This is a genomic window from Pseudomonas sp. S30 (genome assembly GCF_016518545.1).
Classification (GTDB): Bacteria; Pseudomonadota; Gammaproteobacteria; order Pseudomonadales; family Pseudomonadaceae; genus Aquipseudomonas.
The window spans coordinates 96011-118712 of the sequence record NZ_JACVTO010000003.1; the positions used below are offsets into that span (position 1 = coordinate 96011).

Below are 22702 nucleotides of genomic sequence, written 5' to 3' on the forward strand. Positions count from 1 at the left end.
ACCATTGACCGTATGAACTTCTCTGCGCAGCGCCCGAGCGTAGCATTGCCCTCGTACCCACTTTTTCGCATCCCACGAGGAGCACCGAATCATGAAACGCCCACTGCTGCTTGGCCTTACCCTGTCCCTGCTGGCTGCCAACGCGTTCGCCCTGCCGGCGGCTGAACAACACCTGAGCGCCGAGGCCCGCTCCGGCTCGGCTGTGATCTCCCAGCCCCTGAACACCCTGGCCGAAGGTGGTTCGGATCGCCTGATCGAACGCGACAACCGCGTCGCCGAAGGTGGCTCGGATCGCCTGATCGAACGTGACAATCGCGTCGCCGAAGGGGGTTCGGATCGCCTGATCGAACGCGACAACCGCGTCGCCGAGGGTGGCTCCGATCGTCTGATAGAGCGCAGCAACCGCGTCGCCGAAGGGGGTTCGGATCGCCTGATCGAAAGCCGTCGGCTGAGCTGATGCCCATGTGCCCCGACAGCCCGCGATCGACTGTCCACCCCTCGCCACCAGAGCCCGGTCCATTGACCGGGCTTCGTTTTATTCACTAGAGTGCCCAGCCGTACCGTCTCAGAATCCTGCGCCCATGCTCCCGCGTGCCGAACAGAAGCAACAGACCCGCCTGGCCCTGCTCGATGCGGCCTGCCAGCTCATGGAGAGCGGTCGAGGCTTCGGCAGCATCAGCCTGCGCGAAGTCGCCCGGGCGGCCGGCATCGTGCCCACCGGGTTCTATCGGCATTTCCCCGACATGGACGCTCTGGGCCTGGCGCTGGTCGCCGAAGTCGACGCCACCTTCCGCCAGACCATTCGCCTGGTGCGCCACAACGAATTCGAGCTCGGCGGCATCACCGATGCCTCGGTGCGCATCTTTCTCGACGTGGTCGCGGCTCATCACGCCCAGTTCCTGTTCCTCGCCCGCGAGCAGTACGGCGGTTCGCAGCCCGTCCGCCAGGCCATCGCACGCCTGCGCCAGGACATCAGCTCGGACCTGGCCACCGATCTGGCACGCATGCAGCGCTGGCAGCACCTGAACGCCGCCGCCCTGACGGTGATGGCCGACCTGGTGGTCAAGACCGTGTTCGCCACCCTGCCGGAACTGATCGACACGCCGGACCCGACCAGTGCGCAGACGCTCTCGGCACAGGAAAAGATCACCCAGCAGCTGCGCTTCATCTTCGTCGGCGCCCGCCACTGGCAGGGCCTGGGCAACCCCCTTTGACCACGGCGATACGCCATTGCTGCAAAGGGCTCCTTGCGGGTTTCCCTTCCTACATCCACCCCGCCAACTGTTAACATAGCCCCCTGCCCGACCGTCATGAGCGCTGCGATGTCCGCCCCCTCCTTGAGCTCCTCCGAACTCACCACCTGCCTGGCCCAGGTCCGCGAGCATTTCGCGGCGCGCATCGTGCCCTTGTGGCAAGGTCCGGGCTGGAACGCCGAGCTGGCGTTGCCCTACGAAGCCCTCGACGACGAACACCGGCCCCTGCCCGTGCAGCGCTATCGCGCCATGGCCTGCGCGCGGCAGTTGTTCCTGTTCAGCAGCCGCATCCACGAGCCGGGCGCTGCCGAACGCGCGGCGGCGTTGTTCCGTTCCCTGCAACGGCATTTCCACGATGCCGAGCACGGCGGCTGGTTCTACAGCATCGATGCCGACGGCAAGCCGCTGGACCGTCGCAAGGACCTGTACACCCACGCCTTCATCGCCTTCGCCTGCGCCCACTACTGGGGCCAGGTCCGCGAGCCTCTGGTGGCGTCCACGCTCGATGCCGCCCTGGCCGTGATCGCCGAGCGCTTCGCCCGCGACGATGGCCTGTACGAAGCCGTACTCGATGAGGACTGGTCGGATCTGGGCGCCGGCGCGCTGCAGAACCCGTCCATGCACCTGGCCGAAGCGTTTCTGCAGGTGCTGGCGGTGCGCGAAGATCCCTCGGTGCAAGCCGCCCTCACGGGGTTATGCACAGCCCTGCTCACGCATTTCATCGACCCGGACCATGGCGTGATGCTGGAGAAGCCGCGCACGGCTGTGGATAACTGGTTCGAACCCGGCCATCAATTCGAGTGGTTCTACCTGCTGGAGACTTCACCGTTGCTGCACGGTGGGACACTGCACGCCGCGATCACCCGCGCCTTCGAGCAGGCCGAGCAGCTCGGGGTGAGGGACTCGGCAGTGCTCGCGTCGCTGACGCTCGATGGCCAGGTGGTCGATGCCACCCAACGGATCTGGGCCCAGGCCGAGTACTTGCGCGCACTGGCGCTGCGACCGGGCGGCGAAGCGCAGGTGCTGCGGCAGTTGCGCGCGCTACAAGCGCGCTTTCTGCGCAAGGCCGGATGGTACGAATGCCTGAACGCCGAAGGCGCGGTGAGCCGAGATGACATGCCCTCTACCACGCCCTACCACCTGGCCACCTGCCTGGACGGTCTCAAGCATCTGGGCTGAGCGCCGGGTAGGCAGGCAGCGGGAGTGCCGCCGAGTCAGGCGCCCCGCGATCGATCGATGGCGAAGCCCGCCCAGTCCTGGCTCACCGGCATCAGCTCGAGGTTGTTGATGTTCACGTGGGCCGGCTGGTTCAGCACCCAGAAAATGGTGTCGGCGATGTCCTGCGGCTGGATCGGCTCGGCACCGGCGTAGGTCGCATCGTAGCGCGCCTGATCGCCACCGAAGCGCACCAGCGAGAACTCGCTTTCGCACAGTCCCGGCTCAATGGTGGTGACGCGCACGCCAGTGCCGCGCAGGTCGCAGCGCAGGCTCAGGGAGAACTGGCCGACGAACGCCTTGGTGCCGCCGTAGACATTGCTGCCGGGGTAGGGATAGTTACCGGCCACCGAGCCGACGTTGAGGATGCTCGCCCCTCGGCCATGGGCGATCAGGCGCGGCAGCAGCAGGCGGGTGGTGTACATCAGCCCCTTGATGTTGGTGTCGACCATGGTTTCCCAGTCGTCCAGGTCGCACTGCGGCGCGGGATCGGCGCCCAACGCCAGGCCTGCGTTGTTGACCAGGGCCTGGAGGGTGTCGAAGCTCGGCGGCAGGCTGGCGATGGCTTTTTCCATCGCCTGGCGATCGCGTACGTCCACCACCAGCCCCAGCACCTCGGTCTTGGCCGACAGTTCGGCGCACAAGGCCTCCAGACGCTCCTGGCGTCGCCCGGTGAGCACCAGTCTCCAGCCGGCATCGGCGAAGCGGCGGGCAGTGGCTTCACCAAAGCCTGAAGTGGCACCGGTGATGAATACGGTCGAGGTCATGCGGATCTCCTTGAAAGGGGCTGATACGGGCCTTGCAGCATGCCCGCAGCGTCGGTCGTCGGCAAGACGCAGCAGCATGGATCAAAATATGACCATTTGGCTCCCGGCCCAGCAGCACAAGGGCTGGAGGTGTCTATCCGCACCTTATCCACAGGGCTTTCCCCACGCGTTGGTAATAACTTCCGGCGCTGCATGAGGTGCTCTGTCCCATCGCGCTCCATCGTCGAAAATCCGCGACGCATCGCATCCCGCACATCAAGCGACGCAGGCATTTGTCCAAGGCTTTCCCACAGAGTTATCCACAGCATGAGCTGGCTGCTAAGGATCGGCCATAGAGTCTTGCATCAAGATCGCGAGCACGGGTAGGCCGGCATTGATCAAATATTGATCGAAAGCCTGAAGCCCTTGTACCGCATGGGATAGAGCGAGATATCCGCGTGTTTTCCACAGCCTGATCCCGCGTTTGTGTGGACAACCTCTGCGCCTTCGCAGAGGCCGCTGCAGCAGCGTCGATACACCGATGGACAGCGCGGCGCCGAGCAGTTGTCCACAAAGGCCGAGTGAACGCGACACTACGTCGCGCCCACCCGCCAGACGGCCCCAATGGCAGCCTTCAGTGGCCCCCCAGATACGCGTTGCGCACCTCTTCGTTGACCAGCAGCTCGGCACCGGTGCCGCTCATGCGAATCTGTCCATTGACCATCACATACGCCCGGTCCGACAGTTTCAGCGCATGGTTGGCGTTCTGCTCGACCAGAAAGATGGTCATGCCGGTCTGCGCCAGCTCGCGCAGGATCGAGAAGATCTGCTTGACCACGATCGGTGCCAGCCCCAGGGAAGGTTCGTCCAGCAGCAGCAGCCTGGGCCGGCTCATCAGCGCCCTGGCGATGGCGAGCATCTGCTGCTCGCCACCGGACATGGTCATGGCCCGCTGGTTGCGCCGCTCCTTCAGACGCGGGAACAGCGCATACATGCGCTGCATGTCCTCGTCGGCATGCTTGTCGCCGATGGGGATGGTGCCCATCATCAGGTTTTCCTCGACCGTCATGTCCGGGAACACCCGGCGTCCCTCCGGCGACTGGGCGATACCGCTGGAAGCGATGTAGTGCGACGACTTGCGGGTGATGTCGGTGCCGCGGTAGAGAATCTGCCCCGCCGTGGCCCGAGGCTGGCCGAAGATCGACATCAGCAGCGTCGATTTGCCCGCGCCGTTGGCGCCGATCAGGCTCACCGTCTCGCCTTCCTCGATATGCATCGACACCTGCTTGAGCGCCTGGATCGGTCCGTAGAACACGTCCAGGTCCTTGAGTTCGAGAATGGGGGCACTCATACCAGCTCCTCTTCATCGGCGCCCAGGTAAGCGGCGATGACCGTCGGGTCGTTGCGGATGTCTTGGGGTGCGCCTTCGGCTATCACGTTGCCATGGTCGAGCACCACGATGTGGTCGGAAATGCTCATGACCATCCCCATGTCGTGCTCGATCAGCACCACGGTGATGTCGTGCTCGTCGCGCAGCACCCGGATCATCGCGCTCAGCGCCTCGGTTTCCTGAGGGTTGAGCCCGGCGGCCGGCTCATCGAGGCAGATGATCTTCGGCCGCGTGCACATGGCCCGGGCGATCTCCAGCCGCCGCTGCTGACCGTACGACAGCTCGCCGGCCAGGCGGTTGGCACAGTCGACCAGGTCCACCACCTCCAGCCAGTAGAAGGCGTGGTCCAGGGCGTCGCTCTCGGCCTGGCGATAGCCCCGGGTGTTGAGCACCCCGGCCAGCAGGTTGCGGTTGACCCACATGTGCTGGGCCACCAGCAGGTTCTCCACCACCGACATTTCCTTGAACAGGCGGATGTTCTGGAATGTGCGCGCCAGACCCGCACGGTTCACCAGGTGGGTGCCGCCGAACATCTTGTAGTACAGGCGACTGGCGAAACGCGCCGGCGAAAAGAAGTCCGCGGCCTCGAAGCGCTCGCCCAACAGTTGAATCACATTGGTGCGCCCGCCGCGCACGTTGAGTTCGATGCGTCCGCCGCTGGCCTTGTAGAAGCCGGTGAGGCAGTTGAACACCGTGGTCTTGCCGGCGCCGTTGGGGCCGATCAGGGCGAAGATCTGGTTGCGCCGGACCTTCAGGCTGATATCGCTGAGGGCCTTGATGCCGCCGAACTGCATCATCAGGTTGTCGACCGAGAGAATGATGTCGTCGCTCATGGCGCCACTCCTTTGCGCGGGACCACGCCGGTGCGGCTTATGCGGATCAGTCCGCGCGGTCGCCAGATCATCATCAGCACCATCAGCACGCCGAACAGCAGCACCCGGTACTCGGAGAAACTGCGCAGCAGTTCCGGCGCCACGGTGAGCACGAACGCCGCGATCACCACCCCTACGGTCGAGCCCATGCCCCCGAGCACGACGATGGCCAGGATCAAGGCCGACTCGAAGAAGGTGAACGACGACGGGTTGACGAAGCCTTGGTAGGTGGCGAAGAACACCCCGGCCAGGCCTGCCGTGGAGGCGCCCAGGGTGAAGGCCGAGAGCTTCACCAGCACATGGTTCAGGCCCATCGCGCGACAGGCGATCTCATCCTCGCGCAGCGCCTCCCAGGCCCGGCCCACGGGCATGCGGGTCAGCCGATGCTTGATGTACAGCACCGCCAGCACCACCAGGAACAGCACCGCATAGATGAACAGGAACTTGTAGTTGGCGTTGTATTCCACGCCGAAGAACTCGTGGAAGGGCACCCCGCCATCCTTGGCCCGACGGCCGAATTCCAGGCCGAAGAAGGTCGGCGACGGGGCCGGCATGCCGTTCGGGCCGCCGGTGAACGACAGCCAGTTGTTGAGCACCAGCCGGATGATCTCGCCGAAGCCCAGGGTGACGATCGCCAGGTAGTCGCCATGCATGCGCAGCACCGGAAAGCCCAGGATGCACCCCGCCAGCGCCGCCAGGATCGCCGCCAGCGGGAGCACGCTCCAGAACCCCAGGCCCAGGTACTGGTAGCCCAGCGCCAGGCCATAGGCGCCGATGGCGTAGAACGCCACGTAGCCCAGGTCGAGCAACCCGGCCAGGCCCACCACGATGTTCAGGCCCAACCCCAGCAACACGTAGATCAGGCCGAGGATCACCACGGTCAGCAGGTACTTGTTGGCGAAGATCGGAAAGACCAGCGCGACCACGATCAGCGCCGGGATGATGTAGCGCAGGCGCGACTTGTAGTCCGGCGCCAGCACGTGCACGCCCGAGCCGCCACGGTCGAAGCCTTGTTGCAAGCGTTGGCCGGTCGAGGTCTGCAGGAACAGGCTGAGCACGAAGCGGCCGACCATCACGCCGCCTACCAGCCAGGCGACACGCTGGGGTTGCGCAGTGAAGCTGTAGCCGTCGAGCACCACGCCGACGACCGGTCCGAACACGATGAGCGCCAGCAGGCCGGCGACGAGGGTCTCGATCAGGCTGCGCTTGACGTCGAAGCCCGAATGGGAGGAAACGGAGGCAGTATTGGCAACGGACATGATCACACCTTGGCCACGAGAGGACGGCCCAGCAGGCCTTGCGGACGGAAGATGAGGATCAGCACCAGCAGCGAGAAGCTGAACACATCCTTGTAGTCGGAGTTGATCAGGCCGGAGAACAACGACTCGGAGATGCCCAGGATGATCCCGCCCAGCATCGCCCCCGGCAGCGAGCCGATGCCACCGAGCACTGCGGCGGTGAAGGCCTTGATGCCGATGATAAAGCCGGCGTAGAAGTCGAAGGTGCCGTAGTTGAGGGTGATCAGCACACCGGCCAGCGCCGCCATCACCGCCCCGATGATGAACACGTAGGAGATCACCCGATCGGTGTTGATCCCCAGGATCGAGGCCATCTTGCGGTCCTGCTGGGTGGCGCGGCACATGCGTCCCAGCTTGGTGTACTTGATCACGTAGGTGAGCAGGCCCATGCCGACGAAGGCTGCCACCAGAATGAAGATCTTGGTGTAGGTGAGCTGCACGAAGCCGCTGCCGATGTCCACGCGCCAGGCCCCTTCGAGCAAGGTCGGCACGCCTTGCTGGCGGGCGCCCTGGCTGATCTGCGCGTAGTTCTGCAGGATCAGCGAAATGCCGATGGCGCTGATCAGTGGCGCCAGGCGGGTGGAGTTGCGCAGCGGCTTGTAGGCGATGCGCTCGATGGTGAAACCGTACACCCCAATGACGACCACGGTGAACAGCAGCGTCCCGAGCATCAGCAAGGGGAAGGACTCGACGCCGAAATAGGCCAGCAATGCCAGGCTGATCGCCGCGAGGTACGCGGAGATCATGTACACCTCGCCATGCGCGAAGTTGATCATGCCGATGATGCCATAGACCATTGTGTAGCCGATGGCGATCAGACCATAGACCGACCCCAGGGTCAGCCCATTGATCAGTTGCTGCAGGAAAATCCCATCCATAACGCAATCTCACCTGTCGAGATTGCACGAGCGCCGACCACGGCTCGGACGAGGACGAATCGACCTCGCCGTGCAGGACTGTGCAGATCTACGGATAAAGTACGGATACCGCCGGGCCGGGCCCGATGCCGTGGGGCGATCGGGCCGCAACCGTTATTATTGTTGTTTTTCCAGCTGGTGGTACTTGCCGCTGGCGTCCCACTGGTACATCACGTAGTCGGAAACGGTCAGGTCGCCCTTGGCGTCCCACTTCTTCTCGCCCATGACGGTCTTGACCGGGTTGGCCTTGAGCCACTTGGCGGCGTCTTCGCCCTTGTTCGACTTGGCGCCGTTGAAGGCGGCCGCCAGTGCCTGCAACGAGGCGTAGGCGTACAGGGTATAGCCCTCGGGCTCGGTACCGGCCTTGCGGAACTGCTCCACCACCGTCTTGCTGTCGGGGAGCAGGCGCGGGTCGGCACCGAAGGTCATGTACACGCCGTCGGTGTATTGCGCACCGCCGGCGGTGGACACCAGTTCGTCGGTGACGATGCCGTCGTCGGACATGAAGGCTACGTCCTTCAGGCCCTGTTCGCGCAGCTGGCGAACCAGCGGACCGGCCTCGGGGTGCAGGCCGCCGAAGTACACCACGTCGGCGCCGGCGGCACGGATCTTGGTGACCACCGCGCTGAAGTCCTTCTCGCCGCGGGTCAGGCCCTCGTACAGCACCGGCTTGACGCCACGTTTCTCCAGCTGCGCCTTGGTGGCATCGGCCAGGCCCTGGCCATAGGTGTCCTTGTCGTGCAGCACCGCCACCTTCTTGCCCTTGAGCACGTCGACGATGTAATTGGCGGCGACGATGCCCTGCTGGTCGTCACGCCCGCACATGCGGAACATCGCCGAGAGCCCGCGCTCGGTGACCTGGGGGTTGGTCGAGCCAGGGGTGATGGCGATCACGCCGGCTTCGTCGTACACCTCCGAGGCAGGAATGGTGTTGGATGAGCAGAAGTGACCGACCACGCCGATCACCTTGTCCTGGTCGACCAGGCGGTTGGCCACCGCCACGGCCTGCTTGGGCTCGCACGCATCGTCGCCGGCCACCAGCACGATCTTCTGGTCATTGATGCCACCGTCCGCGTTGATCGCGTCGGCCGCGGCCTGCGCACCTTTCATGTACTGCTCGCCGAACGCTGCGTTGGCCCCGGTCATCGGACCGGCCACGCCGATCTTCACATCGGCCTGTGCATACGAAGACACACCCAGCGCCGTGGCGACGGCCAGTGCTAGAAAACCTTTCCTGTAGAACGTGTGCGACATGTGGTGGTGCTCCTGGAGTTTTTTTAATTAGCACGACGACTTCATCAACAGAATGGTCAGAGCAAGGCTCGTGCCATCGGGATAATCCGACGGGCATGTAGGTAATACGGAAGAATTCGGCAGCGCCACTGGTGGCTCCCTTCGCGGCGTGCAACCGTCTGGAACAGGCAAAGCGCCACCCTTGCGCCTCGCAGGCGCAACCTGCGGGTGCCATCATTGCAACCCTCGTGACCACCTCCGTGCAACCCGCCCGTTACGGCAAGACGTCACCTATGTGCACACGGCTGGTGCAGCAGTGCTACGTCCTGGCACCGACACGAGGCCAATTCGCACGGCAAGGGGCGGTACGCCGGAACAGCCACTGCCCCCTCGCCGGGCAAATGCGTGCAGGAATCCCGCGTCGGGCGAGAACACTGGCACAATGAGCGTCAATCGCCGCCCTGGAGCCTTTCAATGAGCGAGAGCGCATTCGCCGAGCGCATCGTGCACAACCTGCTCGACACCGACTTCTACAAGCTCACCATGATGCAGGCCGTCCTGCACAACTACCCGGATGCCGACGTGGAATGGGAATTCCGCTGTCGCAACGGCGAAGACCTGCGCCCCTACCTGGGCGAGATCCGCCAGCAGATCGAGCAATTGGCCGACCTCACGCTGGACGATGGACAACTGGTATTCCTGGAGCGCATCAGCTTCCTCAAACCGGACTTCCTGCGCTTCCTGCGCCTGTTCCGCTTCAACCTGCGCTATGTGCACCTGGGTATCGAGCATGACCAGCTGGTCCTGCGCCTGCGCGGCCCCTGGCTGCACGTCATCCTGTTCGAGGTCCCGCTGCTGGCGATCATCAGCGAGGTGCGCAATCGACACCTGCATCCGCAGATGCCCTTGAGCGCCGCCATCGACCAGTTGCAGCGCAAGTTCGACTGGCTGCGCAGCAACGCCAGCGACGAGGAACTCGAGCAGTTGCAGGTGGCCGACTTCGGTACCCGCCGCCGTTTTTCCAGCCGGGTGCAAGAGCAGGTGGTGCGCATGATACGCGATGGGTTCCCTGGTCGCTTCGTCGGCACCAGCAACGTCGACCTGGCGTGGAAGCTGGACCTCAAGCCGCTGGGCACCATGGCCCACGAATGGATCATGGCTCACCAACAGCTCGGGCCACGGCTGATCGACAGCCAGATCGCCGCGCTGGACTGCTGGGTGCGCGAGTACCGCGGGCTGCTGGGCATCGCCCTGACCGATTGCGTCACCATGGATGCGTTTCTCGGCGACTTCGACCTGTATTTCGCCAAGCTCTTCGACGGCTTGCGTCACGATTCCGGCGAACCGGTGGCCTGGGCTGAAAAGGCCATCGCCCACTACCGCAAGCTGGGCATCGATCCGATGACCAAGACCCTGGTGTTCTCCGACGGCCTGGACCTGCCACGTGCACTGGGCATCTTCCGTGCCCTGCGCGGTCGGATCAACGTCAGTTTCGGCATCGGCACCAACCTGACGTGCGACATACCCGGGGTGGCGCCGATGAGCATCGTGCTTAAAATGACCGACTGCAACGGCTCGCCGGTGGCGAAGATCTCCGACGAGGCGGCCAAGACCCAATGCCGCGACGACAACTTCGTCGCCTACCTGCGTCATGTATTCAAAGTTCCCAGCAAGGAGTGACCCATGCAAGCCGTCCAGCACGAAATCGCCCAGGCGCTCAACGTCCAGCCGCCCTTCGCCGACAGCGCCGTCCTCGAACAGGATGTGGCCCGGCGCGTGGCCTTCATCAAGGACTGCCTGGCCAACGCTCGGCTCAAGACACTGGTGCTGGGCATCAGTGGCGGCGTCGACTCACTGACCGCCGCCCTGCTCGCCCAACGCGCCATCAACGAGCTGCGCCATGAAACCGCAGATGACGCCTACCGTTTCATCGCCGTACGCCTGCCCTACCAGGTGCAGCACGATGAGCGCGACGCTCAGGCGTGCCTGGCGGTAATCAAGCCCGACGAAGTGCACACCATCGACATCGCCCCGGCGGTCAAGGCCCTGGCGGGCGAAGTGGAAGAACTGAAGAACGGCTCGCCCACCCTGGTGGACTTCGTCGTCGGCAACGTCAAGGCGCGCACCCGCATGGTCGCCCAGTACACCGTCGCCGGTGCCCGTGGGGGCCTGGTGATCGGCACCGACCATGCGGCCGAGGCGGTGATGGGCTTCTTCACCAAGTTCGGCGATGGCGCCTGCGACCTGACGCCGCTGGCCGGCCTGGTCAAGCATCAGGTACGGGCGATCGCCCGCAGCTTCGGTGCGCCCGAAGCCCTGGTGGAGAAAGTCCCGACCGCCGATCTCGAAGACCTCGAACCCGGCAAGCCCGACGAAGCCGCACACGGCATCACCTACCAGGAGATCGACGCCTTCCTGCACGGCCAGCCGGTGCGCCAGGAGGCCTTCGACATCATCGTCGCCACCTACCGCAAGACCCAGCACAAGCGCGAGCTGCCTTACGCGCCCTGACGCCCGCGGTTGGCCAGCCTGTTCGGGGCGCTTGCCGTGAGCCGACTGGCCACTCAGTAGGTCCAGGTCACCGTCAGGGTGGCATTGCGCGGATCGCCGTAGAAGTTGTTGCCACCGCGGTGTCGATTGGAGACCGGGATGTAATAGGCCTTGTCGGTGAGGTTGTTGCCGACCAGGCTGACGGTGGTGTGCGGATCCAGCCGGTATGCCAGGTTGGCGCTGAACAGGGTGTAGCCGCCCTGGTACATGTTGCGGGTGGTGTCGGTGCTGCTCTGGCTGCTCAGGCCACCGCCGACGCTCCAGCGATCGCCGCCTGCGGCCAGGCGGTAGTCGGTGTAGAGGCGCAGCAGGTGCTTGGGGAACCATTGTGCATAGGGATCACCGGCTTTGACACTGGTCGACGAATCGTCCAGATACTCGCTGCGACTGAACGTGTAGCCCGCATAGACCTGCCAACGCTCGCTCAAGGCACCGGACGCCTCCAGCTCCACGCCTTGGCTTCGCACCCTGCCGGACGCTTCGTTGCAGTTGTCCACACAGGCTGGATTGCCGTTCTCGATGCTGCGATTCTCCTGGAGGATGCGATACAACGCAGCCGACACATTCAGCCCGCCCTCGAAGTAGCTGCCCTTGACGCCGGTTTCATAGTTGCTGCCGACGATGGGCTTGAGCGGTGAGTTGGACTCGTCCACCACGTTCTGCGGTTTGAAGATGCTGGTATAGCTGGCGTACCAGGACAGGTGCTCGTCGAGGTCCCAGACCAGGCCGCCATAGGGCGTGAGCTGGCCGTCTTCGCGATACGGCGAGCGCGTCTCACGGCCGGTGGCCAGACTCCTGGAGCGGAAGTTGAAGTAGAACCCGCTGTAGCGGCTGCCCAGGATCAGCTTGAGGTCGTCGCTCAGGTTCAACCGCGTGGCGACATAAGCGGCGCGTTGGTAATTGTCGTACCGATAGCGACTGCGGTACGGCACGTGCGGTTTGGTCAGGCTGGAGGGGTCGAAGCGGTACACATTCACCCGCTCGGTGTTGGCCAGAATACCGACGCGGTTGTCGTAACGCTCCAATTGATAGTCCCCGCCCAGCACCACCTCGTGACTGCGGCCCAGCAGGTCGAAGCGGCCGGCGAGGTTCAGATTGCCAGCGTATTGGTCGCCAGCGTTGTCGCGGTGAATGACGTTGTTCAGCCGCGCCAGACCGTCGCGGCCAACCCCGGCCACATTGTTGCCGAAAACGCCGATGAACTGGCCATCGGCCTGGGTCGCGGTGTAGTTGAGCGACGCGCTGAGGGTCCAGTCCGGATCGAAGTGATGCTCCAGCTCGGCGAAGGTGTTGTGCTTCTCGAAGGTCATGCTGTTCCAGCTCGCACCGAGAAAGATCGAGCGCGACAGCGGCAGGCTGCTGTAGTCGGTGGCCATCGGCACGCCATAGAGGTTGGGCACGATGTGCGACTTCTGCCAGGTGTAGCCGGTGGTGAGGGTGGTGTCAGGGGTGAAATCGTAGGCCAGGGTGCCGAACAGCAATTGCCGGTCAGCGCCCACGTGGTCGATGAACGAGTTACCGTCCTGATACACCGTCACCAACCGGCCGCGCAGGTTGCCTTGTGCATCGAGCGGTCCGGACACATCGATTTCGTTGCGGTAGCGGTCCCAGGAACCGGCGCTGAGGCGGGTCGACATCTGCAACTCTCGGGTAGGCGCCTTGCGCACGAGGTTGACCGTGCCGCCCGGCTCACCGGTGCCCTGGGTCAGACCGGAAGCACCGCGTAGCACCTCGACCCGGTCATAGATGGCCAGGTCCGGAGAGTCGCTGGAGGCTTCGGCCGAACCCATGCCCGGGACGCTGCCCTGAAACGACGAACTGACACCGTTCTCCTGCACGTTGTCCATGGCGAAGCCGCGGGAGTAGAAGCGCACCTGATCGGCGCTCTCATACATCACATTGACGCCAGCCACCTGTTGCAACGCGTCTTCCAGGCGGGTCATGCCCTGATCGTCCATGCGCTTGCGGGTGACCACGCTCACCGACTGCGGGGTCTCGCGAATCGACAGCGGCAGGCGGGTGGCCACGCCCAGGCTGCCAGTGGTGTAGGAGCCGCTGTGCTCGGTGGTGCTACCCAGAACCAGGGGCGAATCCTGGACCTGGATGTCCTCCAGTGTGGTGGCGGCGCGGCGCTGCACGCTGAAATGGCTGCCCTGACCGATCAGTTCAAGGCCGGTGCCGCGTAGCAGCGTGGAAAATCCGTCGATGACCCCGTAGCGCCCGTGCAAGCCTGGACTTTTCAGGCCCTCGGTAAGACGCGTGTCGTAGAGCAAGGTGACGCCCTGGGCCGCAGCGAAGTTCGACAGCACGCGATCGAGCGAGGACGCAGCGATCTGCGTCTGCCGCGCGGCATCCTGCTCACGGGTCGCCGAGGCGGCACGGGCCATTTCGACCGGCAGGCACAGCATCAGGCAGGCCAGCACGCTGCGCCGTAGCGGGGACAAGCGAGCTGGAAAGGGTTTGAAAGGGGTATTCACCGCAAGTGCTCCAATTGATGAGTCGCACTTCCAATGCCAAGCGAAACGGCAAAAGTGTCAGGCGCTGCGCGGCTTTTTTTGCGATTGGCTAACCGAGCGCCTCGACCCGCACCCAATAGCGCGAGAAGTAGCGCACCCGAACCGGCAGGATGTCCGGCAGCTGCGTCAGCAGTCGATCGCTCTGGTCGAGACTGAAGACACCCGACACGCGCAGGCGCCCGGCCACGGCGTCGCAGCTCAACAGCCCCGTGCGGTACGGCGCCAACTGAGCCAGATAGTGCCGCAGCGGCATGCCCTCGGCGAACACCAGGCCCTGCTCCCAGGCCGCCACCTGCGGCTGCAGCGCGCCCACCGACACGCCCCGGCCAGGCAGCAGACGCGCTGACTGACCGGCGCCCAACGCCTGCCAGGGCGCCGCATCCGGTTGCAGCCGTAGCGCCCCCTCGAACAGCGACACCGCCACTCTGCCGGCACGCTGGCTGACCATGAAGCGCGCCGCCTCGGCCTCGATCCGCCCGTGCTCGGTCGTGATCTGCAGCGGCTGCAGGCCAGATCGCTCTGGCACCTGGAACACGAACTCGCCCGCATACAGGCGCACCTGACGCCGCGACCCCTGCAATTGCACGCTGGCCGCGCTGCGGGCATTGAGGTGCAGACGGGTTTGGTCAGCCAGGGTCCAGATGCGGCGCTCGCCGACCCCGGTCGACAGGTCGGCGAAGGTATGTTGGGCCAGTTCGCTGCGCAATCCCGCAGCGGCTGCCCCGCCAATGGCCAGCAAGGTGGCCAGTAGCTTGAGCGCGGCGCGCCGGTCCAGCGCAGGAGCGTTCAGGGTGTGTTGTGCCAGGGCCGGCGGCAGGTTGTGGAAACGTGCCACCACCTCCTCCACCTGACACCAGGCTGCCTCGTGCACCGGCGCGGCCTGGCGCCATTCGAGCCACTGGCGGCGCTCGTGCTCACTGGCCTCGCCGGACGACAGCAGCGCAAACCAGTCGGCGGCCTCGCGCTGTGCCAAGGCCTGATGCGGGCAGGTGGCGACGGTCATGCCGGGCCCATTTGGGGCGCGTGAGTCATGCAATGCAACAAGGCACGGGCGATGTACTGGCGTACCGAGCTTTTCGAAACGCCCAGGCTGGCCGCGATCTGTTCGTGGGACAGGCCTTCGAGTTGACACATCAGGAAGGCGCTTCGCACCTTGGCGGGCAGACCGTCGAGCAGGGCATCGAGGGCCTGAAGCGCCTCGAGCAGTTGCCAGCGCTCTTGCGCAGAAGGCGCGCAGGCCTCGGGGAGCTGGGCCAGTGCCTCGAGGTAGCGGGCTTCGAGCTGGCGCCGACGCAGCAGATTGACGAACAGGCCATGGGCGATGGTGGAGAGAAAGGCGCGGGGCTGCTCGATGCGAGCAGAGAGACTCTTGCTCAGTACCCTGACGAAAGTGTCCTGGGCCAGGTCGGCAGCGACCTCTCGACAACCGAGGCGGCGGAACAGCCAGGTTCTGAGCCAGGTGTTGTGCTCGCCATAGAGCGTACTGAACTGTGAGTGCAATTGGCTTTCTGGCATTGACCCCATTCCTCGAATGCCCGCACAGGCGAGGCCTGAACTGAGAATGAGATGCATTATTCCAGATTGGCGTGCGCGTGAAAATCTCTCTGCGCAGCCCGTAAAACAGCGGGGCCGCATAGCGGCCCCTGGGGTTTCAACGGTAAGGGTGGAGGCTTACTTGACCACCACCTTGCCTTTCATGATCGACACGTGGCCTGGGAAGGTGCAGAAGAAGCTGTAGTCGCCACCGGCTTCGAGCTTGGAGGTGTCGAACTTCACTTCGGTCTCTTTCTCCGGCGCACCGATCATCTTGGTGTGGGCGATGATGGCGGCGTTGTCGGCCTTGATGTAGTCCTTCTCCAGGCCTTGGGTCATGCCTTCGTTGGCGATGGCGCTCATGTCGGCGGTCTTGCTGATCACCAGGTTGTGACCCATCACGTTCTTGGGCAGGCTGCCGGAGTGGGTGAGCTTGACGGTGAATTCCTTGCAGCTCTTGTCGACCGTGAACTCCTTGGTGTTGTAGCTCATCTGGTCGGTGGAATCGACGGTGACCGAGCACTCGGCGGCGAAGACAGAGGCACTGGCGAGGGTCAGCAGGGATACCGCTACAGCTTTCGCGAACATCGTGAATCTCCTTGGCGAGGGTTATCCATTGCAGACTGCCTGAAACCGGTCAAGCCCTTGCTGATATGGGTCAAGGGCGATCATTGGCGGGCGATAGCATTGTTCAATGGATTGTATACAAAATTTCCAACGGCACATCATGCCTGCTTGATAGACGATGAGACAACCCGTCATTTAGGAGCAAGTGTGATGAATTTAGGAAATTTCATGCAAGGCCTGCTGGCTGCCTATGCGTGCGGAACGGCCGGGGCGGCCGTGTGCGAGTTCGCACGCCCTGAGTGAGGCTGGCCGGTACGAACCCCAACGTCTGTGCAGTCGCCAGGACTGCACAACCCCCTGCCCCTGGCTCGGCCGTTATCAGCGTGGAATGACCGGCTGACGTGGCTTCTTCTTGCCCTTGCCGGCCTTGACCGATTCCTTGCGCTCCTTGGCCGCCTGCTGGTTGCGGGCGAACGCCTCGGCCTTGGCCTTCTCGCGCTTGTCCCACGGCTTGCTGCCATCGCTGGCGCGTGGCGGCAGGCCGCTGTGCTGGGTGAGGATCTTCTGTTCCTTGGCCACCTTGTGGCTGCCAGCAGGCGTCGAGTTCTTGCGTCGGGCGCTCTGGTAGGTGTCGCTCTGCGGCTGGTGCAGCGGAATCAGCTGGTGCTTGCCCGGACCGATCAGGTCGGCACGGCCCATGCGCGTCAGCGCTTCGCGCAGCATCGGCCAGCCCTTGGGATCGTGGTAGCGCAGGAACGCCTTGTGCAGCCGGCGCTGCTCGTCGCTCTTGACGATCTCCACGCCTTCGCTCTTGTAGGTGACCTTGCGCAGCGGGTTCTTGCCCGAGTGGTACATGGCCGTGGCCGAGGCCATGGGTGACGGGTAGAACGCCTGCACCTGGTCGGCGCGGAAGCCGTTGCCCTTGAGCCACAGGGCCAGGTTCATCATGTCTTCGTCGGTGGTCCCCGGGTGCGCGGCGATGAAGTACGGAATCAGGTACTGCTCCTTGCCCGCCTCCTTGGAGAACTTCTCGAACATGCGCTTGAAGCGGTCATAGGTGCCGATGCCCGGCTTCATCATCTTGTCCAGCGGCCCGCGCTCGGTGTGCTCAGGCGCGATCTTCAGGTAGCCGCCCACATGGTGGGTGACCAGCTCCTTGACGTACTCGGGCGACTCGACCGCCAGGTCGTAGCGCAGGCCCGAGGCGATCAGGATCTTCTTCACTCCTGGCAGCGCGCGGGCCTTGCGGTACAGCGAGATCAGCGAGCTGTGGTCGGTGTTGAGGTTCTCGCAGATGCCCGGGAACACGCACGACGGCTTGCGGCAGTGCTTCTCGATCTCGTGGCTCTTGCAGGCGATGCGGTACATGTTGGCGGTCGGGCCGCCCAGGTCGGAGACCACGCCGGTGAAGCCCGGAACCTTGTCGCGCATCTCCTCGATCTCGTGCAGGATCGATTCGTGGGAGCGGTTCTGGATGATCCGCCCCTCGTGCTCGGTGATCGAGCAGAAGGTGCAGCCACCGAAGCAGCCGCGCATGATGTTCACCGAGAAACGGATCATCTCGTAGGCCGGGATGCGCTCCTTGCCATAAGCCGGGTGCGGCACTCGGGCGTAGGGCATGCCGAACACGTAGTCCATTTCCTCGGTGCTCATGGGAATGGGCGGCGGGTTGAACCAGACGTCCACCTCACCGTGCTTCTGCACCAGCGCACGAGCATTGCCGGGGTTGGTTTCCAGGTGCAGCACGCGGTTGGCGTGGGCATAGAGCACCGGGTCGTTGCGCACCTTCTCGAACGACGGCAGGCGGATCACCGACTTCTCGCGGGTCACCCGCGGGCTGTCGAGGATCTGGATCACCTTGGCTTCGTTGGGATCTTCCACCTCGCCCTTGGCCTGCTCGATGGCGCAGGCCTGGGTGTCCTGGGTGTTGACGTAAGGGTTGATGATCTTGTCGACACGACCCGGACGGTCGATGCGGGTGGAGTCGATCTCGTACCAGCCTTCGGGGGTATCACGGCGCACGAAGGCCGTGCCGCGCACGTCGGTGATGGACTCGACACGCTCACCGTTGGACAGGCGCTGCGCCACCTCGACCACGGCACGCTCGGCGTTGCCGAACAGCAGGATGTCGGCGCTGGCGTCGATCAGGATCGAATGCCGGACCTTGTCCTGCCAGTAGTCGTAATGGGCGATCCGACGCAGCGAGGCCTCGATGCCGCCCAGCACGATCGGCACGTGCCGGTAGGCTTCCTTGCAGCGCTGGCTGTAGACCAGGCTGGCACGATCCGGCCGGCTCCCGGCCTGCCCGCCCGGGGTATAGGCGTCGTCGGAGCGAACCTTCTTGTCGGCGGTGTAGCGGTTGATCATCGAGTCCATGTTGCCGGCCGCGACGCCGAAGAACAGGTTGGGCTCGCCCAGCTTCATGAAGTCGTCCTTGGACTGCCAGTTCGGCTGGGCGATGATGCCCACGCGAAAGCCCTGGGCTTCCAGCAGGCGGCCGATGATGGCCATGCCGAACGACGGATGGTCGACGTAGGCGTCGCCGGTCACGATGATGATGTCGCAGGAATCCCAGCCGAGCTGATCCATCTCCTCCCTGCTCATCGGCAGGAACGGCGCTGGCCCGAAGCATTCGGCCCAGTACTTGGGATAGTCGTAGAGTGGTTTGGCTGCTTGCATGTCAGTGACCGGTTCTAGGTATTCAGGGAAATCGCGGGCGCGGAGAATAGCACAAATTTTGATCAAATCCGACGGCGGCGGTCGGATTCTCGCCGGCGACCGGCTGCGCCGGGGATCGCCCACGGGCCGCCGCGGCGAACCACCGCGCCCGCAGGCAGCCTGTTCTTATTCGTCGTCGTCGAAGTTGTACATGCCCGGCGCGAGGTTCTCGAAGCGGGTGTACTTGCCGATGAACGCAAGGCGCACGAAGCCGATCGGGCCGTTACGCTGCTTGCCGATGATGATCTCGGCCACGCCCTTGTGCTCGGTCTCGGGGTGATACACCTCGTCCCGGTAGACGAACATGATCACGTCGGCGTCCTGCTCGATCGCACCGGATTCGCGCAGGTCGGAGTTGACCGGGCGCTTGTTCGGGCGCTGCTCCAGCGAGCGGTTGAGCTGCGACAGGGCGATGACCGGGCAGTTGAATTCCTTGGCCAGGGCCTTGAGCGAGCGGGAAATCTCGGAAATCTCGTTGGTGCGGTTATCACCGGCCGAGCCAGGAATCTGCATCAGCTGCAGGTAGTCGACCATGATCAGGGCGATCTCGCCATGCTCGCGGGCCAGGCGCCGGGTACGCGCACGCATCTCCGACGGGCTGATGCCGGCGGTATCGTCGATGAACAGCTTGCGGTCGTTGAGCAGGTTGACCGCCGAGGTGAGTCGTGGCCAGTCATCGTCGTCCAGCTGACCGGAACGCACCTTGGTCTGATCGATCCGACCCAGTGAAGACAGCATCCGCATGACCAGCGATTCACCGGGCATCTCCAGAGAGAACACCAGCACCGCCTTGTCCGAGCGCAGTACCGCGTTCTCCACCAGGTTCATGGCGAAGGTGGTCTTGCCCATCGAGGGTCGACCGGCGACGATCACCAGGTCGGCCGGTTGCAGGCCGCTGGTCTTGCCGTCCAGGTCGGTGAAGCCGGTGGACACACCGGTGATGTCGCTGTCGGAATTGAACAGCGTGTCGATGCGGTCGATGGCCTTGGTCAGCAGCTCGTTGACCCCCACCGGCCCGCCGGTCTTGGGGCGTGCCTCGGCGATCTGGAAGATCTGCCGCTCGGCGTCGTCGAGGATTTCCTCGGCATTGCGGCCCTGGGGGTTGAAGGCGTTGTCGGCGATGTCGGTGCTGATACTGATCAGCTGACGCAGCGTGGCCCGCTCGCGGATGATCGCCGCATAGGCCTTGATGTTGGCCACCGACGGCGTGTTCTTGGCCAGCTCCGCCAGGTAGGCCAGGCCGCCCACCTGGGTGGACAGGCCTTCCTTGTCCAGCTGCTCGTGCAGCGTGACCACGTCGAACGGCTGGTTGGCGTCCACCAGCTTGTGCACGGCGCGGAAGATCAGGCGGTGGTCATGACGGTAGAAATCGCCGTCCGACACTTGGTCCAGCACCCGTTCCCAGGCATCGTTGTCCAGCATCAGACCACCGAGCACGGCCTGTTCGGCCTCGATGGAGTGCGGCGGCACCTTCAGGGCAGCCGTCTGCAGGTCGAGCTGTTCGGGATGAGTGATCTCGTTCATGGCCACGCAAGAATTCTGAGGATTGCAAAAAGACAAAGGGCACGGCCTGCAAGACAGGACCGTGCCCGATGTTAACCGCCTGGCCCGCGAGGAGCCAGCCGGTCGGCGCAGCTTAGGCTGCTACGACGACCACACGTACGGTGGCTTCGACGTCGCTGTGCAGGTGCACGGCTACGTCGTATTCGCCAACCTGACGGATGGTGCCGTTCGGCAGACGCACTTCAGCCTTGGCCACTTCGACGCCGGAGGCGGTCAGGGCGTCAGCGATGTCGTGGGTGCCGATCGAGCCGAACAGCTTGCCTTCGTCGCCAGCGGTGGCAGTGATGGTCACTTCCAGCTCGGCCAGTTGGGCAGCGCGGCTTTCAGCCGACGATTTACGGTCGGCAGCGGCTTTTTCCAGCTCTGCGCGACGTGCTTCGAATGCAGCCAGGTTAGCGGCGTTGGCAACGGTGGCCTTGCCGAATGGCAGCAGGAAGTTACGGCCGTAACCAGCCTTGACTTTGACTTTATCGCCCAGGTTGCCCAGGTTGGCGACTTTTTCCAGCAGGATCAGTTCCATTTGGTAAAACCTCTTAACTTTTAACCTTCACCGTTCGCGGCGTCATTCCCCTTGGGGGTGTGACGGGCGCGAAAATCAATCAGGCTGTCGACAATGGCCAGGACCACGAGCAACGGATAGATCAGCTGCATGAACAGCACCAGCGTGACGTACAACCCCACCAGCCAGAACCTGGCCAGGCGTTTCTGTGCCACCAGCCCATGCAGCAGGGCGATGCCCGCGAACATGAGCGGCACACTGCACAGCGGCGTGAGCAGGGCGACGGCAGAACCGAAGCTCGGCCCGAACACCATGCACGCCAGCAGCACCAGTGCCGGCAACCGAGGAATGCGCACCGCCTGAAACTCGCGGCCGAAACCTCCGGGGTTATACAACGCGGCCTGCCAGTACCGCCCCAGCACCAGGGCCAGTACGCTGACGACCTGCAGCAACGCTGCAATCAGGCCGTTGAGCACCGGTACGATGATCGCCCCCAACTGGGTCCGCTGCTCTACCGACATCTGCTGGTAGAGCCCGTCGAGCATCTGCGGCAGGGCTTTTTCAAGCGCTCGCGCCAGAGCTTCGATCGGTTCGCGGAATACCGAACCGAGGATGACAGCGTACAACAGGCCCAGGGCGATGCTGGACACCAGCACCCGGTTCCAAGAATGCCCGGCGCGCAGCAGCGCAGCCAGCCCCAGCGTCCCCAGCAGCACCATCAAGGTGCGCGGCTCGCCGAAGATCCACCAGGCCAGCGCGGGCAAGATGCCCCATGCGATGACCCAGGATGCGTCCTTGAAACCACGCCGCAGGAACACCAGGCTCCCGGCGGCGGCACTCAACCAGAACAACAGCGGCATCGCCGCACAACCAGCCACCACCAGGGTGGCCTGCACGCGACCGCGCATGATGAAATCAGCCAACGCTCGCATGCCTATCCCTTACTGCTTGTCGACGACCCGGTCTCAGCGGCCGTGGCTGTCGGTGTAGGGCAGCAGGGCCAGGAAGCGGGCGCGCTTGATAGCGGTAGCCAGCTGACGCTGATAACGAGCTTTGGTACCAGTGATACGGCTTGGAACGATCTTGCCGGTTTCGGATACGTAAGCTTTCAGGGTGTTGAGATCTTTGAAGTCGATCTCTTTCACGTCTTCAGCAGTGAAGCGGCAGAATTTACGACGACGGAAGAAACGTGCCATGGGTTAGGCTCCTCTAAAGGTCCGTGGATTACTCGTCAGCGTTATCGCTGGAGTCGCTGTCATTGCTGTCGTCGCCATCGGCGGAGTCAGCATGCTCAGGACGCTCGCGACGCTCACGGCGCTCGCTGCGGTTCTCTTCAGCCTTCAGCATCTCGGACTGACCGGTAACGGCTTCGTCACGACGGATGACCAGGTTACGGATAACGGCATCGTTGTAGCGGAAGTTGTCTTCCAGCTCGGCCAGGGCCTTGCCGGTGCACTCGACGTTCAGCATCACGTAGTGAGCCTTGTGAACGTTGTTGATTGCATAGGCCAGTTGACGACGGCCCCAATCTTCCAGGCGGTGGATCTTGCCACCATCTTCTTCGATCAGCTTGGTGTAACGCTCGACCATGCCGCCGACTTGCTCGCTCTGGTCCGGGTGAACCAGGAAGATGATTTCGTAATGACGCATGAATGCTCCTTACGGGTTGTAGTCTGCCAGCGAATCTGGTCAGACAAGGAGTGAAGGACACTGTGTGTCTCGCCCTGAGGGAAGGCGCATGCGCACCTGCCAGCCTGGCAAGGGGCGCAATTGTAGAGAAGGCCAGGAGGACAAGCAAGGAGGATTGGCGATTATTTGAACAGCCCGCGTCC

The 22702-nt window shown here is 63.9% G+C and carries 21 protein-coding genes; 5 read left to right on the top strand and 16 right to left on the bottom strand.

The genetic code is table 11. The annotated features are described in order from the left end of the window. Positions 1-91: 91 nt before the first annotated feature. The 3 genes from IAE34_RS04950 to IAE34_RS04960 all read left to right on the top strand — a co-directional run bounded on the left by IAE34_RS04950 (position 92) and on the right by IAE34_RS04960 (position 2432). Entirely contained in the window at positions 92-457 is a 366-nt protein-coding gene (locus tag IAE34_RS04950) for a hypothetical protein (RefSeq protein WP_200137748.1), read from the top strand. A 124-nt stretch (positions 458-581) separates the two neighbouring features. Further along, positions 582-1214, top strand: coding sequence for a TetR family transcriptional regulator (locus IAE34_RS04955; protein WP_200137749.1), 633 nt, complete (start codon positions 582-584; stop codon positions 1212-1214). Between the two features lie 108 nt (positions 1215-1322). Further along, on the top strand, positions 1323-2432 hold the full coding sequence (locus IAE34_RS04960) for an AGE family epimerase/isomerase (protein ID WP_200137750.1): 1110 nt from the start codon (positions 1323-1325) through the stop codon (positions 2430-2432). Positions 2433-2467: 35 nt separating this feature from the next. Here the strand turns inward: IAE34_RS04960 and IAE34_RS04965 are convergent, their stop codons facing one another. The 6 genes from IAE34_RS04965 to IAE34_RS04990 form a co-directional block, all read right to left on the bottom strand. Then, positions 2468-3235, bottom strand: coding sequence for an SDR family oxidoreductase (locus tag IAE34_RS04965; protein WP_200137751.1), 768 nt, complete (start codon positions 3233-3235; stop codon positions 2468-2470). Between the two features lie 613 nt (positions 3236-3848). Beyond that, complete coding sequence (locus tag IAE34_RS04970) at positions 3849-4565, bottom strand: ABC transporter ATP-binding protein (RefSeq protein WP_200137752.1); 717 nt, start codon at positions 4563-4565, stop codon at positions 3849-3851. Continuing rightward, positions 4562-5437: an ATP-binding cassette domain-containing protein gene (locus IAE34_RS04975; protein ID WP_200137753.1), complete on the bottom strand. Its 876-nt coding sequence runs from the start codon at positions 5435-5437 to the stop codon at positions 4562-4564. The genes IAE34_RS04970 and IAE34_RS04975 overlap by 4 nt, the downstream gene beginning before the upstream one ends. After that, the gene (gene livM, locus IAE34_RS04980; protein WP_200137754.1) at positions 5434-6735 is read right to left on the bottom strand and encodes a high-affinity branched-chain amino acid ABC transporter permease LivM; all 1302 of its coding nucleotides are present in this window, start codon (positions 6733-6735) and stop codon (positions 5434-5436) included. The genes IAE34_RS04975 and livM overlap by 4 nt, the downstream gene beginning before the upstream one ends. A gap of 2 nt (positions 6736-6737) precedes the next feature. Continuing rightward, entirely contained in the window at positions 6738-7652 is a 915-nt protein-coding gene (locus IAE34_RS04985) for an ABC transporter permease subunit (RefSeq protein WP_200137755.1), read from the bottom strand. Between the two features lie 156 nt (positions 7653-7808). Further along, positions 7809-8945, bottom strand: coding sequence for a branched-chain amino acid ABC transporter substrate-binding protein (locus IAE34_RS04990; protein WP_200137756.1), 1137 nt, complete (start codon positions 8943-8945; stop codon positions 7809-7811). 453 nt (positions 8946-9398) lie between these two features. Here IAE34_RS04990 and pncB point away from each other — a divergent pair, with 453 nt between their 5' ends. Both pncB and nadE read left to right on the top strand, forming a co-directional pair. Then, a complete protein-coding gene (gene pncB, locus IAE34_RS04995; RefSeq protein WP_200137757.1) occupies positions 9399-10604 on the top strand; it encodes a nicotinate phosphoribosyltransferase in 1206 nt (401 codons plus the stop codon). Between the two features lie 3 nt (positions 10605-10607). Beyond that, complete coding sequence (gene nadE / locus IAE34_RS05000; RefSeq protein ID WP_200137758.1) at positions 10608-11435, top strand: ammonia-dependent NAD(+) synthetase; 828 nt, start codon at positions 10608-10610, stop codon at positions 11433-11435. A 53-nt stretch (positions 11436-11488) separates the two neighbouring features. On the opposite strand, the gene IAE34_RS05005 is transcribed toward nadE, so the two are convergent. The 10 genes from IAE34_RS05005 to rpsF all read right to left on the bottom strand — a co-directional run bounded on the left by IAE34_RS05005 (position 11489) and on the right by rpsF (position 22520). Further along, positions 11489-13951: a TonB-dependent siderophore receptor gene (locus IAE34_RS05005; RefSeq protein ID WP_200137759.1), complete on the bottom strand. Its 2463-nt coding sequence runs from the start codon at positions 13949-13951 to the stop codon at positions 11489-11491. Positions 13952-14039: 88 nt separating this feature from the next. After that, positions 14040-14993: a FecR domain-containing protein gene (locus IAE34_RS05010; protein WP_200137760.1), complete on the bottom strand. Its 954-nt coding sequence runs from the start codon at positions 14991-14993 to the stop codon at positions 14040-14042. Next, positions 14990-15505: a sigma-70 family RNA polymerase sigma factor gene (locus IAE34_RS05015; protein ID WP_200137761.1), complete on the bottom strand. Its 516-nt coding sequence runs from the start codon at positions 15503-15505 to the stop codon at positions 14990-14992. Before IAE34_RS05015 ends, IAE34_RS05010 begins: the two co-directional genes overlap by 4 nt. Positions 15506-15661: 156 nt before the next feature. Beyond that, positions 15662-16111, bottom strand: a complete 450-nt coding sequence (gene azu, locus IAE34_RS05020; RefSeq protein ID WP_200137762.1) for an azurin — start codon at positions 16109-16111, stop codon at positions 15662-15664. Between the two features lie 357 nt (positions 16112-16468). Then, complete coding sequence (locus tag IAE34_RS05025; RefSeq protein ID WP_200137763.1) at positions 16469-18769, bottom strand: YgiQ family radical SAM protein; 2301 nt, start codon at positions 18767-18769, stop codon at positions 16469-16471. A gap of 165 nt (positions 18770-18934) precedes the next feature. Continuing rightward, a complete protein-coding gene (dnaB, locus tag IAE34_RS05030; protein WP_200137764.1) occupies positions 18935-20332 on the bottom strand; it encodes a replicative DNA helicase in 1398 nt (465 codons plus the stop codon). Between the two features lie 112 nt (positions 20333-20444). After that, entirely contained in the window at positions 20445-20891 is a 447-nt protein-coding gene (gene rplI, locus IAE34_RS05035; RefSeq protein ID WP_200137765.1) for a 50S ribosomal protein L9, read from the bottom strand. 20 nt (positions 20892-20911) lie between these two features. Further along, positions 20912-21802 carry a hypothetical protein gene (locus IAE34_RS05040; protein WP_200137766.1) on the bottom strand — a complete coding sequence of 297 codons (891 nt, stop codon included), beginning with the start codon at positions 21800-21802 and terminating at the stop codon, positions 20912-20914. Positions 21803-21835: 33 nt separating this feature from the next. Further along, positions 21836-22066 (bottom strand): 30S ribosomal protein S18, encoded by a 231-nt coding sequence (gene rpsR / locus IAE34_RS05045; protein ID WP_003249563.1) that lies wholly within the window; start codon positions 22064-22066, stop codon positions 21836-21838. A 28-nt stretch (positions 22067-22094) separates the two neighbouring features. Beyond that, positions 22095-22520, bottom strand: coding sequence for a 30S ribosomal protein S6 (rpsF, locus tag IAE34_RS05050; protein WP_029612766.1), 426 nt, complete (start codon positions 22518-22520; stop codon positions 22095-22097). Positions 22521-22702 lie beyond the last annotated feature (182 nt).

Excerpts from the sequence above, each read along its gene's own strand:
- IAE34_RS04950 (WP_200137748.1), top strand. The coding sequence starts at position 92 with ATGAAACGCCCACTGCTGCTTGGCCTTACCCTGTCCCTGCTGGCTGCC.
- IAE34_RS04955 (WP_200137749.1), top strand. The coding sequence starts at position 582 with ATGCTCCCGCGTGCCGAACAGAAGCAACAGACCCGCCTGGCCCTGCTC.
- IAE34_RS04960 (WP_200137750.1), top strand. The coding sequence starts at position 1,323 with ATGTCCGCCCCCTCCTTGAGCTCCTCCGAACTCACCACCTGCCTGGCC.
- IAE34_RS04965 (WP_200137751.1), bottom strand. The coding sequence starts at position 3,235 with ATGACCTCGACCGTATTCATCACCGGTGCCACTTCAGGCTTTGGTGAA.
- IAE34_RS04970 (WP_200137752.1), bottom strand. The coding sequence starts at position 4,565 with ATGAGTGCCCCCATTCTCGAACTCAAGGACCTGGACGTGTTCTACGGA.
- IAE34_RS04975 (WP_200137753.1), bottom strand. The coding sequence starts at position 5,437 with ATGAGCGACGACATCATTCTCTCGGTCGACAACCTGATGATGCAGTTC.
- livM (WP_200137754.1), bottom strand. The coding sequence starts at position 6,735 with ATGTCCGTTGCCAATACTGCCTCCGTTTCCTCCCATTCGGGCTTCGAC.
- IAE34_RS04985 (WP_200137755.1), bottom strand. The coding sequence starts at position 7,652 with ATGGATGGGATTTTCCTGCAGCAACTGATCAATGGGCTGACCCTGGGG.
- IAE34_RS04990 (WP_200137756.1), bottom strand. The coding sequence starts at position 8,945 with ATGTCGCACACGTTCTACAGGAAAGGTTTTCTAGCACTGGCCGTCGCC.
- pncB (WP_200137757.1), top strand. The coding sequence starts at position 9,399 with ATGAGCGAGAGCGCATTCGCCGAGCGCATCGTGCACAACCTGCTCGAC.
- nadE (WP_200137758.1), top strand. The coding sequence starts at position 10,608 with ATGCAAGCCGTCCAGCACGAAATCGCCCAGGCGCTCAACGTCCAGCCG.
- IAE34_RS05010 (WP_200137760.1), bottom strand. The coding sequence starts at position 14,993 with ATGACCGTCGCCACCTGCCCGCATCAGGCCTTGGCACAGCGCGAGGCC.
- IAE34_RS05015 (WP_200137761.1), bottom strand. The coding sequence starts at position 15,505 with ATGCCAGAAAGCCAATTGCACTCACAGTTCAGTACGCTCTATGGCGAG.
- azu (WP_200137762.1), bottom strand. The coding sequence starts at position 16,111 with ATGTTCGCGAAAGCTGTAGCGGTATCCCTGCTGACCCTCGCCAGTGCC.
- IAE34_RS05025 (WP_200137763.1), bottom strand. The coding sequence starts at position 18,769 with ATGCAAGCAGCCAAACCACTCTACGACTATCCCAAGTACTGGGCCGAA.
- dnaB (WP_200137764.1), bottom strand. The coding sequence starts at position 20,332 with ATGAACGAGATCACTCATCCCGAACAGCTCGACCTGCAGACGGCTGCC.
- rplI (WP_200137765.1), bottom strand. The coding sequence starts at position 20,891 with ATGGAACTGATCCTGCTGGAAAAAGTCGCCAACCTGGGCAACCTGGGC.
- IAE34_RS05040 (WP_200137766.1), bottom strand. The coding sequence starts at position 21,802 with ATGCGAGCGTTGGCTGATTTCATCATGCGCGGTCGCGTGCAGGCCACC.
- rpsR (WP_003249563.1), bottom strand. The coding sequence starts at position 22,066 with ATGGCACGTTTCTTCCGTCGTCGTAAATTCTGCCGCTTCACTGCTGAA.
- rpsF (WP_029612766.1), bottom strand. The coding sequence starts at position 22,520 with ATGCGTCATTACGAAATCATCTTCCTGGTTCACCCGGACCAGAGCGAG.